Genomic DNA, 18412 nt, shown 5'->3' with positions numbered 1-18412 from the left:
GAGCGCTATTCTGCCGCTGCGCGCGCGCCCGATTTCGCCGCCTGATGCAGACGTACAGCGTCGCCGAAGGCGCGGAAAATCTTTGCCGAGATGTTGTCAGATTCGACCCAGTACTCTGGATGCCACTGCACGCCAACAGCGAAGGCGCGGGCGTCCTTGACCGAAACCGCCTCGACAGTGCCGTCGGCGGCGACCGCTTCGACCTGCAGCTTCGGGCCAAGCCGATCGATGGCCTGGCGATGCACCGAATTGACCAGGATGTCGCCGGCGCCGAAGACCCCGGCCAGGCAGCTGCCGGGTTTTATCGACACGCTCTGGCGGATGGCGAAGCGTTCGTCCTGATTGTCGCTTGCCGGCGCACGATGGTCGAGCGAACCGGCGCGTTCCTGGATTTCGGTCGCCAGCGTGCCGCCCAGTGCCACATTCATCTCCTGGATTCCGCGGCAGATGGCGAGCAGCGGTACCCCGCGCTCCACCGCCCGGCGGATCAGTGGCAACGTCGTCGCGTCGCGGGCGGAGTCGTAAGGACCATTGGCTTCGCTGGCGTCACCGCCATAGAGCGAGGGATGAACGTTGGACTTCGAACCGGTGACCATGACGCCGTCGACGGCGGAAAGCAGTTCATCGAAGTCGAGCCGGTCGCCGAAGGACGGTACCAGCAGCGGGAACACGCCTGCACCCGAAAGCGCCGCTTCAAGATATTGCTGTGGCGTGGCATGCCAAATGTAATTGTCGAACTGGCGGACATCGGTCGATATGGCGACGAGCGGCTGGTGCATTTGGTCCGGATCCCATCGGGTGCAACGAATTATCTGCCTGCAAAATAGGCGATCCGAAGGCGCATTTCCATGGCAAGTTTCGGCGTGTCGCGTAGGCCAGTTAATCGACCTTAGACTATAGTTGCAAGATCTGCCCCAACGCCGTGAATTTCCCCGAAATGCGCCACTCAAACCGGGCTGCCACGCTGGACTCGACTCCTTGCCTGTGTATTGTCGGGCTCGAAGCCGATCCGGGCCCCGAAGCGTCCTGAATGTCGGTCAGTTGATCCAAAAGGGAGGAACTTCATGGATCGTCGTTCGTTCATCCGCAAGGCCGGCACCACCGGTTTCGGCGCCGCGGCCGCTGCCGCGACACTTGCTGCGCCGGCCATCGCCCAGTCCAACCCGAAAGTGACCTGGCGGCTGGCGTCGTCCTTCCCGAAGTCGCTCGATACGATCTATGGTGGCGCCGAAGTGTTTTCCAAGATGCTGTCGGAGGCGACCGACGGCAACTTCCAGGTCCAGGTCTTCGCCGCCGGCGAACTCGTTCCCGGCCTGCAGGCCGCCGACGCCACCACTGCCGGCACCGTCGAGGCCTGCCATACGGTGGCATACTATTACTGGGGCAAGGACCCGACTTGGGCGCTGGGGGCGGCGGTTCCGTTTTCGCTCAACGCGCGCGGCATAAACGCCTGGCACTATCATGGCGGCGGCATCGATCTGTTCAACGAGTTCCTGGCGACGCAGGGTCTGTTCGGGCTGCCGGGCGGCAATACCGGCGTGCAGATGGGCGGCTGGTTCCGCAAGGAGATCAAAACGGTCGCCGACCTTTCCGGCCTCAAGATGCGTATCGGTGGTTTTGCCGGCAAAGTGGTGCAAAGGCTCGGCGTAGTTCCGCAGCAGATCGCCGGTGGCGACATTTATCCGGCGCTGGAAAAAGGCACGATCGACGCCGCCGAATGGGTTGGCCCCTACGACGACGAGAAGCTCGGCTTCTACAAGGTTGCGCCCTATTACTACTATCCCGGCTGGTGGGAAGGTGGACCGACCGTCCATCTGATGTTCAACAAGGCGAAATACGACGAACTTTCGCCGGCTTACAAGTCGCTGGTGCACACTGCCGCCCAAGCGGCCGACGCCAACATGCTGCAGAAATACGACTACCTCAACCCGGCGGCGGTGAAGCGGCTGGTTGCCGGCGGCGCCAAGTTGAGCCCGTTCAGCCAGGAGATCATGGCCGCCTGTTTCGAAAAGGCCAACGAAGTCTATGCCGAGATGGAAGCCTCGAACGCGCCGTTCAAGAAGATCTGGGACTCGATCAAGGCGTTCCGCAAGGAGCATTATCTCTGGGCGCAGGTGGCCGAGTACAATTACGACACCTTCATGATGGTCCAGCAGCGCAACGGCAAGCTCTAGAATATTCTGCGACGCCGAGTGGCTCCACTCGGCGTCGCAGAAAAGGGCTAAAACAAAGCGGATGTCCCGTTTGGTTTGAAATGCATTCCGCTCCAGGCGTTTGATGGATCTCGTCAAAGGACCGCGAGCCACGCCCCGCGGTCCTTCCCTGTCAGCCTTCGGACGCACTGACTTCGACCAGTACTCCACCCGGCGCATGGCAATAGAACGTCCTCGACTGGATGCGGCCGCGCATTAGCTGCTGGACCTCGCCCGGTTGCAGGCCGGCATCGGCAAGCCCGGCTCGCTTTGCATGCACAAACTCCGGCTTGCCGACGAAGAAGCCAACGTGAAAGCCGTCCGGATAGCTGGCGGGCTCGCCTTTCCCCGGCTTCATCAGATTGAGGATGAAGCCATCGATGCCACGCAGAACCGCGAAGGCGTCCTTGCCGCGCACGGCGACAAATTCAAAGCCGAAATGGCTGGTGAAGAAGCGGGCAAGGCCGGCAACTTCGGTGGTGACGAGATTTATGTGGTTCAGTTTCATGATGCGTCTCCTGCCACGGGTTGAATGCGGACAGGCTTCGACCGAAGAGCGCAAACCGGCGGGACCGCTACATCCGAAAATCCGGACGTGACCCGACCGGCTCGCGAGTTTCGCCTCGCTTGCCGGCCGCGGGTTCTCCCACAAGTAATGTGGCGAACAGGCTTCCCCGAGCATCGTGCTCAGGACGGGAAGAGCCGGACTACCGAACCGGCAATGTCTTTTTCGGCGTAGTTTCTGTAACCGGTCGCCCCGCCGGTGGCAACTGGCCCGATCGATCAGCCCTGAGGCACTACCAGGACCTTGACCTCACCTGGTGCCGACGGGTTGGCAATGATCGCCACCGCCTCGTCGAGGTCGACTTGTCGCGATATCAGCCGGTCTACCTCGATCGCACCCGAGGCGATGAGATCGGCGGCCCGGCGATGGGTAAAGGGATTGAGGAAGGAGCCCAGGACCTTCAACTCGCGGAACAGCAGGTCGAACGGTTCGAACGCCGCTTTCATGCCTTGCGGCATGACGCCGACGACGACAATTGTGCCGCCCGCCTTGGCCAGCCGCATCGCCTGCTCGACGGTGTCTTTCACGCCGGCGCATTCGAACACCACGTCGACGCCGCCCGGCATCAAACCCGACCGGCCGACGATCGCGTCGGTGATGTCGGAAGCGCTGGGATCGACCGTCGCCGTTGCGCCAAGTTCCTCGGCAAGGGCGCGCCGCGAGGCCTGGCGCGTCGACAGGATGATGGTCGTCGCACCGGCGAGCTTTGCCAGTTGAACGGTGAGCAGGCCGATCACGCCGCCGCCGAGCACGGCAACCGACGAACCTGGTCTGATCGCGGCAAGGTCCACGCCATGCAGGCAGCAGCCGAGCGGCTCGCAGAACGCACCATGCGTCGGCGTCAGATCGCCTGGCAGGACGAAAGCCTGTTTCTGCGGCAGGGCAAGATATTCGGCAAAGCCGCCATCGCGATGGATGCCGATGGCACGCAGATTGCCGCAGAGGTTGACCCGGCCGGCCTGGCAATGCGCGCACCGGCCGCAGGCGATGTTGGGATCGCCGGTGACGCGGTCGCCGACGGCAAAGCCGGATACGGCAGGTCCGATCGCCTCGACGATGCCGGAGAATTCATGGCCGAGAGTCACCGGCGGCGTGCACGGGAATTCGCCATGGAAAAGATGCCGGTCGGTGCCGCAGACGCCGCACGCCTCGATCCGCACCAGCAGCTCGTCCGGTCCGGCAGTCGGTTTCTCGACCTCGCACACGGCGAGGCCGCCCACTCGCTCCAGTCGCACCGCCTTCATGGCTGCCGGGCCTTCGTCAATTGAAACTCGGTGGTTGCGACAGATCGGTTGCCGGTGCCGCCGGTTTCGCGGGCGGCTTTTCGTCGAAGCTTGGCGGCTGCGACAGGTCCTGCGCGCCGGGCGCAGCGGGTGCCGTGCTGCCACCGGCCGGCGGCGTGCCGAGCGGCGACAGGCTGGGCATCTCCGGCACCTTGATGTCGATCGTCGCTGGATCGACGACGGCGCCTTTGTAGTGCATCACCATCTGCGGGAAGGCGATGGTCAGGCCGATCATGATCACCTGGATACAGACGAACGGCACTGCGCCCCAATAGATCTGCCCGGTGGTGACGGGCGCGATCTGTTTGCCGGTGAGCCGGTCGAGATAGGGCACGCGTGCGGCGACCGAGCGCAGATAAAACAGCGCGAAGCCGAACGGTGGATGCATGAAGCTGGTCTGCATGTTAACCCCGAGCAGCACGCCGAACCAGATCAGGTCGATGCCGAGCTTGTCGGCCGCCGGCGCCAAAAGCGGCACGATGATGAAGGCGAGCTCGAAGAAATCGAGGAAGAAGGCGAGCACGAAGACGAGGATGTTGACGCCAATCAGGAAACCGACTTCACCGCCCGGCAGCGACGTCAACAGGTGCTCGACCCAGATGTGGCCATTGACGCCGTAGAAGGTCAGCGAGAACACCCGCGCGCCGATCAGGATGAACAGCACGAAGGACGACAGCCGCGTCGTTGAGGCCAGCGCCTGCTTGACCACGTCGAGCGACAGCCGCCCCTTCATCGCCGCCATCGCCAGCGCGCCGACGGCGCCCATGGCGCCGCCCTCCGTCGGCGTGGCGATGCCGAGGAAAATGGTACCCAGCACCAGGAAGATCAGCGCCAGCGGCGGGATCAGCACGATGATCACCTGCTGTGCCAACCTCGACATCAGGTTGATCTTCAGGCGCTGGTCGATGATCGCCACGACATAGATGAAGATCACGCCGATGGTGGCGCCGAGGATATCGGCATTGCCGCCATGGTTTGGCGCGAGGTAGCGATACGCGGCATAGGAAACCACCACCGCCGCCAGCAGCGCCGCCAGCAGCGACAGCACACCGTGACCGAGCGTGCGGGCCTCCAGCGGCAGTGCCGGCATCGACTTCGGCCGGACGATCGACATGAGCAGGATGTAGAGCATGTAGATGCCGGTCAAAATGAGCCCGGGGATCAGCGCCCCCTTGTACATATCGCCGACCGAGCGGCCGAGCTGGTCGGCCAGCACGATCAGCACCAGTGACGGCGGGATGATCTGGGCGAGCGTGCCCGATGCTGCGATGACGCCGGATGCCAGCCGCCGGTCGTAGCCGTAGCGCAGCATGATCGGCAGCGAAATCAGCCCCATGGCAATGACGGAAGCCGCCACCACGCCGGTCGTCGCGGCCAGCAGCGCGCCGACGAAAATCACGGCATAGGCCAGGCCACCACGAACCGGTCCGAACAACTGGCCGATCGTGTCGAGCAGGTCTTCGGCCATGCCGGATCGTTCGAGCACGATGCCCATGAAGGTGAAGAACGGGATCGCCAGCAGCGTGTCGTTCGACATCACCCGGCTGCCGTAGAAATTGTCCGGCAACGCGTGCAGCAACGGCCAGGCGAGGTTGATCGAGCCGCCCGAATAGGGCGACAGCAGCACGCCGATGAAGAAGAACATCAGGCCGTTGGCGGCAAGCGAGAAGGCGACGGGGTAGCCGATCAGCAGGAAGAAGATCAGCGAGGCGAACATGATCGGCGCCATGTTCTGGGCGATGAACTCGATCACGAGCGCACCTCTTCGACGAGCGCCTTGGCTTCTAGCTCGGCCTGTTCATGCACCGATATGAATGGAGTGGGATCGTCCATATGACCGCGCATGATGGCGATTTTCTTGATGATTTCGGAAATGCCCTGCAGCGCAAGCAGGAAAAAGCCGACCAGCAGGATCGCCTTCGCCGGCCAGATGATCAGCCCGCCGGAATTGTTCGACATCTCGCCGCTGCGATACGACAGCGACACATAGGGAACGAAATAGACCACCATCAATGTCACGAACGGCATCAGGAAGAAGACGTGACCGAAAAGGTCGATCCAGTGCTGCACGCGGCGCGAGAACATGCCGTAGACGATGTCGATGCGGATATGGTCGTTCTGCTTCAGCGTGTAGGCGGCGGCCAGCATGAAGGCGGCGCCGAACAGATACCACTGCAATTCCAGCCAGGCGTTCGAGGACATGTCGAACAGCTTGCGGATGACGGCGTTAGCGGCGCTTACCAGAATTGCGAGCAGGATCAGCCACGATACCCATTTGCCGATGAATTCGTTCAAACGGTCAATGGTTCTGGAAAGAGCGAGAAGCCCTGCCATGCATTCCTCCCTTGTGTCAGAGCGCGGCGGTTCCCTGTCCGTTGCGCCGCTGTGGACCAACGGTATGCAGTGCGTGGTTCGGCGGGTCAACACGGGCCTGCCCGCATAAACACAGTTGTGAGGTGACGACCGGCAAAAAAGCTGCCGCGTCCTTTGCATGTCCAAGGACATGCGGCTCTTTCACCAACCAAAGTCGGGTGCGGCTCAGGCGATCTTCTGTTGGTCGCGGCCGGCGCCGATCAGCACAAGCATGGCGACGAGGAACAGGTACATCCAGGCATCGCGCCATTCGAGCGGGAAATAGCCGGCCCATAGCGATTCGGCCATGCCGAAAGCGGCGGCGCCCAGTGCCGCCCGCAGCGGCGAAAGATAGCCGCCTACTGCCGTCACGAACAGGATCTTCAACCCGTAGACCAGGCCGGTGCCGAAGCTGATGTTGCCGTAGTAGAAGCCGGCGAGCACGCCGGCCAGCGCAGCGCAAAGGCCGCCGAAAAGCACCGCACGCCGAAACACCGCGCGGACATCGACACCGCACATCGCAGCAGCCTTGGGATCGTCGGAAACGGCGCGCCAACTGCGGCCGAAGCTCGAATGTGTGAAGCCCCACGCAGCCAGCGCAATGGCCGCCAGCACGGCAGCGCAATCGAGCAACTGGATCAGCGTCAACGTCGCCTTGAAGCTGGCACTCTGCGCGAAGACGATGGTCTGGGCCAGCATCGGTGGCAACCACAGATCGTGGGTGTTGGCGGCGATGCGGCTGGCTTCCGACAAGACCAGCAATATACCGAGCGTTGTCACCACGATCGCATTGGGCGAGCGGTCGGCCAAGGGTTCGAAGATGCTTCGTGACAGAACGTGGCTGATCAGCGCCGCGTAGAGAAACGCCGCAACTATGCCGAGCGCGACCGATGCAAGCAGCGTCAGCCACAGTGCCTGATAGCCGAATGCCGCGGTGAGGATCATCGTTTGCCCGCAAAAGGCGAACAGCGCGCCATAGGCAAGATTGGTGCGGTGCAGGATGCCGTTAGTCAGCACATAGCCGAAGGCAAGCAGTGCGTAGAGCGCGCCCGAATGCAGCCCGTTCAGAACCTGCTGGAAGAAATAGAGCATGCAAAATCCTCGGTGCATGGCTCCGAATAATCGGAAATCGACTTTCGCTGGGATCATGCACAAAATCAAAGTGCTACAAGCCGCGGCGCTCGCAGCCGTGAAGAGCGTTGCACTCGGAATCTAACTTGTCAAATGCGATTTATCGGTTAGATTTCATCGCATGACGGTATCCTGGACTCCGCACCGCTTCACCGGCGGCATGCTTGCGCTCGACACGGCGAACACCGTTGTGCTGCGGCACCATCCGGAGAAGACCTTCGACCGTTTCGACGATCCCGCCGAGATTGCCCGCTTTGCCGAAGCCGCCAGCGGCTTTCGCGCCGCCGAGCTCGGCGGCAGGCGGCTGGAGGCCCCGTCGCCGGACAAGATCGCGCCGGTGGTACTGTCGATCCGCGAAACCACCGATCGGCTGTTTCGCCGCGCGGTGTCGAAAGGTGCGATCGCCACCGCCGACATGCCTGAATTCCTGGAAGCCTGCGCCGACGGCCTCGCCCATGGCCGCACCGAAATCGGGACGCTTGGAAAACCGTTCGGCGACCCGGCGACGCCGATCGCCTTTGAGGCGGCATTGGCGGTCTCGGCGCTGTCGCTGCTGCGCGGCGACACCATCGCCAGGCTGAGGATTTGTCCCAACTGCAGCTGGCTGTTTGTCGACCGAAGCCGCAATTCCAGCCGCCTTTGGTGCGACATGGCGGTATGCGGCAACCGCCAGAAGGCAAACCGTCACTATCGCCGCCGGACGGCGGCGAACGAGGTCCACAATGGCGAGGTCCAGAATGGCTAGGCTGTTTTCGCGCTCGATCGTTGTCGGGGTTGCGCTGATTGTGGCTGCAGCGCTCGGCGCCTGTCGCGAGACGGGCACGGACGACAACGGCGATGGCAAATTGTTCGAGATTTCAGGCAAGATATTCGTGTTCAACTATCGCCTCGCCAGGGCGACCTACCTCGTTACGCTGCGGCCGTTGCGGCCGATGGGGGAGGGGCAGGTCGCGGTCGCCAGCTTCCAAAACCCGGCCGGCGGCGAGCCGCTGGCAGTCGAGCAGAAAATCTGGCCGAAGCTCGACAAGGTGACGCTGGAGAGTCCGGCGCTTCAATGCGTCGTCAAGGACAAGCCTTACGCGATCGCGATCAGCATCAAGGACGCTGACGGCACGATCCTCCAGAAGATCGACACCACTCTGATGTCGACGGAGGACCAGTCCGTCCTGCCCGACCGGCCGCTGGTCATCGATCAGCTTTATACGCCCAATCCGGACCTTGCCGGCCACCCGGACGGCAAGTTGCCGAACGAACCTAAGCCCGACTGTTCGAAAGGTCTCTGACGCATTTTTCGACGGCATCGGATGGCGCGGAATTTTATTGCTGTCGAAAACAGCCGACGCGCGGTTTCTTACGCCGGCGGGCGCGGCGTTGATGATTTGTTGCGGACCGCCTGGCGGCTTCGATTTTGTTTGACCTCCCCGGCAAGGGAAGAAAGACTATAGGTACTTGACTCCGACGTTGGCCGCGCACCCTCCAGGTGCGGCTTCCGCACAGGAAATGCCTGATGACGCTGCACAATGTCGCGCTCGACGACAAGTTCGACCTGGCAAAGGAGCGCATCTTCCTGTCGGGTGCCCAAGCAGTCATCCGCATGCTTCTGATGCAACGCGAGCGCGACCGCCGGGCTGGCCTGAACACCGCCGGTTTCGTCTCCGGCTATCGCGGCTCGCCGCTCGGCGGCCTCGACATGCAGCTGTGGAAGGCCCGGGACCAGCTCGCGCAGTCGGACATCGTCTTCCAGCCCGGTCTCAACGAGGAGCTCGCCGCCACCGCCTGCTGGGGCTCGCAGCAGGCCGAATTGCTGGGCGAGGGCACTCGTGACGGCGTTTTTTCGGTCTGGTACGGCAAGGGTCCGGGCGTCGACCGCTCCGGCGACGTGTTCCGTCACGCCAATCTCGCCGGCTCGTCGAAACATGGCGGCGTGCTGGCCCTGATGGGTGACGACCACATGGCCGAATCCTCGACCAACGCGCATGCCACCGAGTTCCTGTTTGTCGACACCATGGTGCCGATCCTCAATCCGGCCGGTGTCCAGGAGATCATCGACTACGGCCTCCACGGCTTTGCCATGTCGCGTTTTGCCGGCACCTGGGCGGCGATCAAATGCGTCAAGGACAACATCGAATCGACGGCCTCGGTCGATGCCGCGCTCGACCGGCTAGATATCGTCATCCCGGACTTCGACATGCCGCCCGGCGGCCTCAACATCCGTAACGAGATCGACATGCTCGGCCAGGAGGAGCGGTTGCATGAATACAAGCGCGCCGCTGCTTCGGCCTTCATCCACGCCAACGGGCTGAACCGGATCGTCTATTCAGGCGGCAGCAGCCCGAAGCTTGGCATCGTCACCATCGGCAAGAGTTATCTCGACGTTCGGCAGGCGCTCGAAGACATAGGCATCGACGAAGTGGCCGCCAATCGTATCGGTATCAGGCTGTTCAAGGTCGGCTGCCCGTGGCCGCTCGACCTGCAGCACATCGCCGACTTTGCTCGCGGCCTAGACACCATCGTTGTCGTCGAGGAGAAACGCTCGCTGATCGAGGTGCAACTGCGCGAGAACCTTTACGGCACCGCCACGCAGCCGGTCATCGTCGGCAAGAAAAACGAACGCGGCGACTGGCTGTTCCCGGCCAAGGGCGCGCTCGACCCCAACGACATTGCCATCGCACTCGGCGAGAGGATCTTGCTAACGATCGGCCCGTCGGAAGAAATTGCCGCGCGGGTGGCGAAATTGCGCCAGTTCCAGGCGATGCTGGCCGACACGTCAGACATCGCCTCGCGCACGCCCTTCTTCTGCTCCGGCTGCCCACACAATTCCTCGACCAAGGTGCCGGACGGCTCGCTCGCCGCCGCCGGAATCGGGTGTCATTTCATGGCGCTGTGGATGGACCGCAACACCGTCGGCTTCACTGCCATGGGCGGCGAGGGCGCGCAGTGGGTCGGCCAGGCGCCGTTCTCGAAGCGCGAGCACATCTTCCAGAATCTGGGCGATGGGACCTACAACCACTCGGGTGTGCTGGCGATCCGCTTCGCGCTGTCGACCGACGCCAACATCACCTACAAAATCCTCTACAATGACGCCGTCGCGATGACCGGCGGGCAGCCGCACGAGGGCGGCCTGACGGTGGACATGATCGCCAGGCAGGTGCGCGCCGAGGGCGTCGAGCGCATCGCCATCGTCACCGACGAGCCGGACAAATATACCGGCAAGGTGGAATTTCCCGCCGGCGCCACCATCCACCACCGCGACGACCTCGATCTCGTCCAGCGCGAGTTGCGTTCGGTCAAGGGCGTCTCGGTGCTGCTCTACGACCAGACCTGCGCCGCCGAGAAGCGCCGCCGCCGCAAACGCGGCACCTTCCCCGATCCCGACAAGCGCATCTTCATCAACGAGCTGGTCTGCGAAGGTTGCGGCGATTGCGGCGTGCAGTCGAATTGCGTCTCGATCCAGCCGGTCGAGACCGAATTCGGCCGCAAGCGCAAGATCGACCAGTCGAGCTGCAACAAGGACTTCTCTTGCGTCAATGGTTTCTGCCCGTCCTTCGTCACCATCCACGGCCCCAAAATCAGGAAAGCCGACGGCATAGCCGGCGCGGCCGACCCGCTCGCGGGGGTGCCGGCGCCGGCGCAATTTACGCTCGGTGAACAAGGCTGGGCGGCAATCATAGACGGTGTCGGCGGCACCGGCGTCGTCACCATTGGCGCAGTGCTCGGCATGGCAGCCCACCTCGAAGGCAAGGGCTGCGGCATGATCGACATGGCCGGCCTCGCACAAAAGGGCGGCTCCGTGTTCACCCATGTCCGTATTGCCCGCACGCCGGACGACATCCACGCCATTCGCGTATCGGCCGGCAAGGCCGATCTCGTGCTTGGCTGCGATCTCGTCGTTTCGGGTGCAAAGAAGGTGCTGGCCGCGGTGCGCGAAGGCTATACCATCTTCCTCGCCAACACCGCCGAGATCATGCCGGGCGAGTTCGCCCGTTCGGCCGATTTCTCGCTGCCTATCGAGCGGCTGAAGAAAGCGATAAGAACTGCCGCGGGCGACGACAAGGCGCATTTCTTCGACGCCACCCGCACCGCCACCGCGCTGTTCGGCAGTTCGCTCGGCGCCAACATGTTTATGCTCGGCTTTGCCTTCCAGCATGGCGGCTTGCCGCTGTCGGACGAGGCGGTCGAGAAGGCAATCGAGCTCAACGGCGAGGCGGTGGCGATGAATATCGCGGCATTTCGCTGGGGTCGCCGCGCCGCCCACCAGCCGGATTTCGTGCGCGGCCTTCTCACCCAGCCGGGCAAGGCCACGCAGCCTGCCGCGATTGCCGAGACGCTGGCCGACATCATTGCCCGCCGCGTCGCCTTCCTGACCGCCTATCAGAACGCCGCCTATGGCAAGCGCTATGCCGACAGACTGGCAGCGCTGCGTAAGGCCGAAACCAAGGTCGTGCCCGGTTCGACCGTGGTGACCGAAGCTGCCGCAAAGAACCTGTTCAAGCTGATGGCTATCAAGGACGAATACGAGGTGGCGCGGCTCTATACCGACGGCTCCTTTGCCGCAGATCTCGCAAAGCAGTTCCAGAGTTACGACAGGCTCGAATTCCATCTCGCACCGCCGATCATGGGCAGGCGCGGCAGTGACGGCAAGCCGAAGAAATCGAGCTTTGGTCCGTGGATGATGAACGGGTTCCGCCTGCTGGCGGCGATGAAGGGCCTGCGCGGCACCGCTTTCGACCTGTTCGGCTACAGCGCCGAGAGGCGTATGGAGCGGCAGCTTCTTGCCATCTATGAAGCCGACCTGGAGCTTGTCGCCGGCGCGCTGGCACCGGGCAAGATCGAGGCCGCTGCCGCGCTTGTCTCGGTGCCGGCGCTCATCCGCGGCTATGGCCACGTCAAGCGGGCCAGTGCCGAAAAAGCCGCCGGCGAACGCCAGCGTCTGCTCGACCGCCTTTCGACGGCGCCACTGCGGCCGCAGCTTCAAGCCGCCGAATGATTCCGCACCGTGATACGCCTTGTTTACCTGAACGGTAGTTTCCCTGTGTCCGCAGCGTCAGCGGGGGATCCCGGCAGGTCTCTAACCGCCTCTCTAAACCTTTCTTAAGGCCAATGTGACACTGCTGGGTTCCCAAGGGTTGGGATCCAGGCGTGAATCTGAAAAGACAAAACGAGATTCCGGTCGACGTTTACATTCCGTTCGTGGAAACTCTGTTTCGCGACGGCGTTACGCTTTCGATCGGCATTGTCGCGCAGACCTTCCTGATCGGCCTTGTCTGGTGGAAAAGCGGCGACCCGCTTTATCTGCTTGTCGCGATCGCGATGGTTCTCGTCGGCATCTTCCGTATGAGAAACTTCCGCAAATACAACAGCTTGCCCCCGCCGGCGACCTGGGAAGAGGCGCACAAGCGCGAGAACGACTACATCCTCTATGGCTCCTTGCACGGGCTCACGCTTGGCGCCTTCTGCCTGCTTGGCATCTATTTTGCGCGAGACAATTTCGCTGAGATCGCCTCCGTCTGCCTGACGCTGGCCACGGCCACCTCCATTGCCGGGCGCAACTATGGCTCCCCGCGCATGGTCACCATCCTGACGCTTGCCTTGACGTGGCCGATCTCGTTGGGGTTCCTTTTACGTGGCGATATCTACCACATCCTTCTCGGGCTCCTGTCCGCCCCATTCCTGTTTGCTATTCGCAAATTCGCCGACACGGTCCGCGACGTGCTTTTTGCCGCCGTCTCGGAGGAAAAAAAGGCGAACCGCATCGCACAGCGTTTCAACCGCGCCCTCAACACCATGTCGCATGGTCTTGTCATGCTCGGTCCGGACGGCCGGGTAGCGGTGGCCAATGCCGAAGCCGCGCACCTGATGTCGCTCAAATCGCCGGATGCCTTGCTCGGACGGTCGATCCACGGTCTGCTGATGCGCGGCGTTGCCGGCGGCATGCTGGCGCCGAAGGATTGCCGCTACATCGAAGCCCAACTGACGCGCGCCCTGCGCGAGGGCCGCGACCGCAAGGTTCTGGTCTCGCTCGCCAACGGCCAGCACTATGAATTTTCTGCCCGGGAAGGCAGCCAGGAACTGGGCGTCATCACTTTCGAGGATGTGACCGCCCGCGTCGAGGCGGAGGACAAGATCCGCTTCATGGCGCGCTACGACAGTCTCACCGGTCTGCCCAATCGCGCCTATTTCCATGAGCTGGTCGTGGAGGCCATGGCCTCGGGCGATCCGGACCGTCTCTGCGGGCTGGTCGTGCTCGACCTCGACGATTTCAAGAGCGTAAATGATACGCTCGGCCATCCGGTCGGTGACGGTTTGATCTACGCCGTCGCTGAGCGGCTGGCCGCGATCGCCGGGCCAGGTATCACCGTCAGCCGCTTCGGCGGCGACGAGTTCATGATCTTCTTCGAACGCATCGAAGATGAAAGCCATCTGACCGGCCAGGTTGATGAGATCTTTGTCAATCTACAGGGCGAGGTCGATGTCGCCGGCCACGGATTGCGCATCCAGGCCAGCGGAGGTGCGGCGCTCTCGCGGGTCAGGGATACCGACGTCGATGCCATGATCGTCAAGGCCGACCTTGCACTCTACAAGGCAAAGGAGCTTGGCAAGAACGGCTGGCGGCTGTTCGAGGCCTCCATGGACGCTGCCTTCCGCAGCCGCCAGCTGATGAAGGCGGATCTGCGCAGTGCGGTGGAAAACAAGGAGCTGCGAGTCGTCTACCAGCCGATCGTCGCGATGAACACGATGCGGATCGCCAGTTGCGAGGCGCTGTGCCGCTGGGATCATCCCGACCTCGGGCCGATCTCCCCCGGTATCTTCATTCCTCTTGCGGAGGAAATGGGCATCATTTCCGACATCAGCACTTTCGTCCTGCATGCGGCCTGCACGGAATGCGCCAAATGGCCGGCCCAGACCAGCGTGTCGGTCAATCTCTCGGCCAAGGATTTCCGCAATCGTGATGTCATCCAGAAGGTTCGCGATGCGCTGGCCGGTTCCGGTCTGCCGGCCGACCGCCTCGAGATCGAGGTCACCGAGACGGCGCTGCTCGATGACAAGTCGCTGACACGCCAATATATCGAGGAATTGAAGCGGCTCGGCGTTCGCATCGCGCTCGACGATTTCGGTACCGGTTATTCGAGCCTCAGCTATCTCCACAAACTGCCGCTCGACAAGATCAAGATCGATCGCTCGTTCCTGATCGACGTTACCCAGAACAGCCGGTCGCTCGAATTGCTCAAGGGCATCGTCAACCTGTCACGGCCGCTGGGACTTTCGGTTACCGTCGAAGGTGTCGAGACCTTCGAACAGCTCAAGATCCTAGCATTGCAGGTCAAGCCGGACCTGGTCCAGGGCTTTCTGTTCGGGTCGGCACTCAGCGCGTCCGGCATCGAGACGATGTCAAGCACCGTCTGGCCATTCGCCAAAGACATCCAGACCGCAAGGAAGGCGCCGCGGCGCTGATTTGCGCTGAAAACCGCGTATTTTAGTATAATTTTATTAATTGTTAACCTTAACGAGCGGTAAACGAGCTCGTACTTATTTTCATCTTTACATCTCATGACCCGGCCGTAGTGTCGGCTGGTGGCGGTAATCGCGGGGAATAAAGTTCATGTGTGCCCAGTTGAGTTCGCTCGGCCATGCGGCGAGCGCGGGCGGTGAAAATTCGTCCGAAACTATGTCTAGTTTCGCCAGGAATGTTTCGGCGATGCTGGAGCGGACGGAATACCGCCGTTGCGACAAGGGCGAGGATCTCGAGGACATCTATCGCCTGCGCTACAAGTCGTACCGTTCCAACGATATGGTTCCCGATAACGAGAACCACACCATTCACGACGAACTCGACGAGGTGCCTAACGTCTTCCGGTTCGGTGTCTACATCGACCAGGAACTCGTCAGCACACTGCGTATTCATCACGTAACGCTGTCGACGCCAAGATCGCCTTCCACCAAAGCTTTCGGTGACATCGTCATGCCGATGCTCGAGGAGGGCATGAGCTTCGTCTGCCCCAGTCGGTTCGCCTCCGACCCGGAATGGTCGCGCGTCTATCCGCAAATACCCTATCTCACGCTGCGGCTCGCCGGCATGGCATGTTTTCACTTCAACGCGCCCTATTGCCTTTCGACCATCCGCGAGGATCACGCCGGCTTCTACAAGCGGATCTACTACGCCGAGAAGATCAGTGAGCCTCGTGCCTATCCTGGCGTCTATAACAAGGTCGTGCTCTACCGTGCTGATGTTGGCGCTATTCGCGAACGGTCGCTGTCGCGCTTTCCATTCTTCCGTTCGACGCCAATGGAGCAGCGTATGTTATTCAATGCGCCCGGTGCCGGCGAACTCGCTCCGCTGACCATCCTGCCTACCGCCAAGTATTTTCGCGAAGCCGCCTGAACGAGCCCATGGAGCCTTCCGGTAGCTTCGGCGTTCTGGGCAAGGTGCTGGTGGTAGGCTGGCATCCGCCAAGCATCGCTTCGATAGCGATCCGATCCAAGGAACCGATATGACCATTTCGACACTCGCCCTTACCCCGCTTATCTCGCTGATTGCAGGCGTGCTGATCCTGGTGATGCCGCGGCTGCTCAATTATATCGTCGCCCTTTATCTGATCGTTGTCGGCCTGCTCGGGCTGTTCCCGCATCTCGCCAGCTAACGACATCGGCAATAGCGGACCTGCCATCCATTGTGATTGGTATCGCCGCGCTCCGACCCGCCTCGTTTCAGGGGTTGGGTCAGTCATAGCCGCTGCGCACGTTGCGGCACATCATTGACGCAGCGATTTCAAGTTTCGCTTGAGACTGTTGGCTGCGGCGCTGCGGCGATGCGGCAATAGCGCCATTGCCCTTAACGCGGCTTTTCGCTATGTGCCTGAAAGATGTCTTCGAAGGGGTATTCCTATGGCTGAACACACGCCGACCGGTCCTGTCGAACTGGGCGCGAAGATGGACTATGCCGAGCACGACCGCACCTATGCCGGCTTCCTGATGCTGGCCAAATACGGGTCGCTGTTTTGCGCCGCAGTGCTTCTGGCCATGGCGTTCGGCTTCTTTGTGGGCGGCTTCTTCTCGGGGACCATCCTGTTCGTTCTGATCCTGGCCGTCGGCGCCTTTATTCTCCGATAACTCCTCCAATTTTTGTCGAGGACGCCGCCGGGGGCCGGCCGGCGTCTTGCGGTAACGGGTTGCGGCCGAAAGGATCATGCGGTGGGACAGACGGTTTTCATCCCTCGTGAGCTCGACGCGAACGAGCCGCGCGTCGCGGCCTCGCCCGACACGGTGAAGCGGCTGGCGGCGCTGGGTTTCGACGTGGTCGTCGAAGCTGGCGCCGGCGCGGCGTCGCGCATTCCCGACGAGGAGTTTGCCAAGGCCGGCGCCGCGATCGGCAAGGCCGGCGATGTTTCCAGGGCTGATGTCGTGCTGAAGGTGCGCCGGCCGAGCGATGCCGAGCTGAAAGTCTATCGGCCGGGCACTGCCGTGATCGCCATCATGGATCCCTATGGCAACGATGCCGGCGTCGCCGCGTTGGCCAGGGCCGGTGCTACTGCTTTTTCCATGGAGTTCATGCCGCGCATCACCCGCGCCCAGTCGATGGACGTTCTATCCAGCCAGGCGAACCTCGCCGGCTATCAGGCGGTGATCGACGCGGCTGCCGAATATGACCGGGCGTTGCCGATGATGATGACGGCGGCTGGCACGGTACCGGCGGCGAAGGCCTTCATCATGGGCGTCGGCGTCGCCGGTCTGCAGGCCATCGCCACCGCGCGCCGCCTCGGCGCCGTGGTCACCGCCACCGATGTGCGCCCGGCTGCCAAGGAGCAGGTTGCTTCGCTCGGCGCAAAGTTCCTGGCGGTCGAGGACGAGGAATTCAAGGCGGCCGAGACGGCCGGCGGCTACGCCAAGGAAATGTCGAAGGAGTATCAGGCCAAGCAGGCGGCGCTGACCGCCGAGCACATCGCCAAGCAGGACATCGTCATCACCACGGCGCTCATCCCCGGCCGGCCAGCGCCGAAGCTGGTTTCGGCGGCGATGGTCGCCTCGATGAAACCCGGCTCGGTGATCGTCGACCTTGCGGTCGAGCGTGGCGGCAACGTCGAGGGCGCCGTTCCGGGGCAGGTGGTGACCACCGCCAACGGGGTAAAGATCGTCGGCCATCTCAACGTTCCCGGTCGCGTCGCCGCCTCCGCCTCGCTGCTCTATGCGAGAAACCTCTATGCCTTCCTCGAGACGCTGGTTGACAAGGCGACGAAGACGCTTGCCATCAACCGCGACGACGAGCTGGTCAAGGCAACCATGCTGACCGATGCCGGCAAGGTCGTGCATCCCGCCTTCGTCAGGGCTGAGCAGGAGCCGCCAAAGGGCCAACATGTCGAACCGCCGGCCATTCCGGCCAAGACGATGGTTGCCGAGGCTTCGGCGAAGCCGGCTGCGAAGAGGCCGGCCGCTTCGAGGAAGCCCAAGACCACCGGAGGGATCGCGTGATGGATCAGACCCTGCAGAAAGCCCTCGACCAGCTCGACCAGGCCACAGCTGCCGTCCGCCTTGCGGTACAGAACCTGGCCACCGCGCCCGGCACCGAGGCCGCTGGTGACGCCGCGCACGCGCTGTCCGGCGGCGCGATCGATCCCTTCGTCTTCCGCTTCGCCATCTTCGTGCTGGCGATCTTCGTCGGCTACTACGTCGTCTGGTCGGTCACGCCGGCGCTGCACACGCCATTAATGGCGGTCACCAACGCCATTTCCTCCGTCATCGTCGTCGGCGCGTTGCTTGCCGTCGGCATCTCGGCCTCGGGCATCGCCACCGGCTTCGGCTTTGTTGCGCTGATGCTGGTATCGGTCAACATCTTCGGCGGCTTCCTCGTCACCCAGCGCATGCTGGCCATGTACAAGAAGAAGGAAAAGTAGGCC

The 18412-nt window shown here is 62.5% G+C and carries 16 protein-coding genes; 10 read left to right on the top strand and 6 right to left on the bottom strand.

Annotation, left to right across the window (positions count from 1 at the left end):
• Positions 1–5: 5 nt before the first annotated feature.
• Positions 6–779, bottom strand: coding sequence for a gamma-glutamyl-gamma-aminobutyrate hydrolase family protein (locus tag X760_RS48925; protein ID WP_023718056.1), 774 nt, complete (start codon positions 777–779; stop codon positions 6–8).
• A gap of 285 nt (positions 780–1064) precedes the next feature.
• Between X760_RS48925 and X760_RS48920 the strand changes: the two genes are divergently transcribed.
• Positions 1065–2174: a TRAP transporter substrate-binding protein gene (locus tag X760_RS48920; RefSeq protein WP_023718055.1), complete on the top strand. Its 1110-nt coding sequence runs from the start codon at positions 1065–1067 to the stop codon at positions 2172–2174.
• Positions 2175–2325: 151 nt separating this feature from the next.
• Here the strand turns inward: X760_RS48920 and X760_RS48915 are convergent, their stop codons facing one another.
• The 5 genes from X760_RS48915 to X760_RS48895 all read right to left on the bottom strand — a co-directional run bounded on the left by X760_RS48915 (position 2326) and on the right by X760_RS48895 (position 7484).
• Complete coding sequence (locus X760_RS48915; RefSeq protein ID WP_023718054.1) at positions 2326–2700, bottom strand: VOC family protein; 375 nt, start codon at positions 2698–2700, stop codon at positions 2326–2328.
• Positions 2701–2975: 275 nt separating this feature from the next.
• Positions 2976–4001: a zinc-dependent alcohol dehydrogenase family protein gene (locus tag X760_RS48910; RefSeq protein ID WP_023718053.1), complete on the bottom strand. Its 1026-nt coding sequence runs from the start codon at positions 3999–4001 to the stop codon at positions 2976–2978.
• 16 nt (positions 4002–4017) lie between these two features.
• Positions 4018–5790, bottom strand: a complete 1773-nt coding sequence (locus X760_RS48905; RefSeq protein ID WP_031193698.1) for a TRAP transporter large permease subunit — start codon at positions 5788–5790, stop codon at positions 4018–4020.
• On the bottom strand, positions 5790–6374 hold the full coding sequence (locus X760_RS48900; RefSeq protein ID WP_023718051.1) for a TRAP transporter small permease subunit: 585 nt from the start codon (positions 6372–6374) through the stop codon (positions 5790–5792). The genes X760_RS48905 and X760_RS48900 overlap by 1 nt, the downstream gene beginning before the upstream one ends.
• Before the next feature lie 204 nt (positions 6375–6578).
• Complete coding sequence (locus X760_RS48895; protein ID WP_023718050.1) at positions 6579–7484, bottom strand: branched-chain amino acid ABC transporter permease; 906 nt, start codon at positions 7482–7484, stop codon at positions 6579–6581.
• Positions 7485–7644: 160 nt separating this feature from the next.
• On the opposite strand from X760_RS48895, the gene X760_RS48890 reads away from it, so the two are divergent.
• The 9 genes from X760_RS48890 to X760_RS48855 all read left to right on the top strand — a co-directional run bounded on the left by X760_RS48890 (position 7645) and on the right by X760_RS48855 (position 18409).
• The gene (locus X760_RS48890) at positions 7645–8268 is read left to right on the top strand and encodes a CGNR zinc finger domain-containing protein (protein ID WP_023718049.1); all 624 of its coding nucleotides are present in this window, start codon (positions 7645–7647) and stop codon (positions 8266–8268) included.
• A complete protein-coding gene (locus X760_RS48885; protein WP_023718048.1) occupies positions 8261–8806 on the top strand; it encodes a hypothetical protein in 546 nt (181 codons plus the stop codon). The genes X760_RS48890 and X760_RS48885 overlap by 8 nt, the downstream gene beginning before the upstream one ends.
• A gap of 224 nt (positions 8807–9030) precedes the next feature.
• Positions 9031–12510, top strand: coding sequence for an indolepyruvate ferredoxin oxidoreductase family protein (locus X760_RS48880; protein ID WP_023718047.1), 3480 nt, complete (start codon positions 9031–9033; stop codon positions 12508–12510).
• A 152-nt stretch (positions 12511–12662) separates the two neighbouring features.
• A complete protein-coding gene (locus tag X760_RS48875) occupies positions 12663–14975 on the top strand; it encodes an EAL domain-containing protein (RefSeq protein ID WP_023718046.1) in 2313 nt (770 codons plus the stop codon).
• A 244-nt stretch (positions 14976–15219) separates the two neighbouring features.
• Positions 15220–15903 (top strand): hypothetical protein, encoded by a 684-nt coding sequence (locus X760_RS48870; RefSeq protein ID WP_245278538.1) that lies wholly within the window; start codon positions 15220–15222, stop codon positions 15901–15903.
• A 109-nt stretch (positions 15904–16012) separates the two neighbouring features.
• Positions 16013–16162, top strand: coding sequence for a DUF3096 domain-containing protein (locus X760_RS74480; protein ID WP_023718043.1), 150 nt, complete (start codon positions 16013–16015; stop codon positions 16160–16162).
• Between the two features lie 244 nt (positions 16163–16406).
• The gene (locus tag X760_RS48865; protein WP_023718042.1) at positions 16407–16631 is read left to right on the top strand and encodes an aa3-type cytochrome c oxidase subunit IV; all 225 of its coding nucleotides are present in this window, start codon (positions 16407–16409) and stop codon (positions 16629–16631) included.
• 81 nt (positions 16632–16712) lie between these two features.
• Positions 16713–17987 (top strand): Re/Si-specific NAD(P)(+) transhydrogenase subunit alpha, encoded by a 1275-nt coding sequence (locus X760_RS48860; protein ID WP_023718041.1) that lies wholly within the window; start codon positions 16713–16715, stop codon positions 17985–17987.
• Positions 17984–18409, top strand: coding sequence for an NAD(P) transhydrogenase subunit alpha (locus X760_RS48855; protein WP_023718040.1), 426 nt, complete (start codon positions 17984–17986; stop codon positions 18407–18409). The genes X760_RS48860 and X760_RS48855 overlap by 4 nt, the downstream gene beginning before the upstream one ends.
• Positions 18410–18412: the final 3 nt, after the last annotated feature.

The sequence above is a fragment of the Mesorhizobium sp. LSHC420B00 genome, assembly GCF_000503055.1.
In the GTDB taxonomy this organism is placed as follows: Bacteria; Pseudomonadota; Alphaproteobacteria; order Rhizobiales; family Rhizobiaceae; genus Mesorhizobium.
This window is presented reverse-complemented; position numbering and strand designations above follow the sequence as displayed.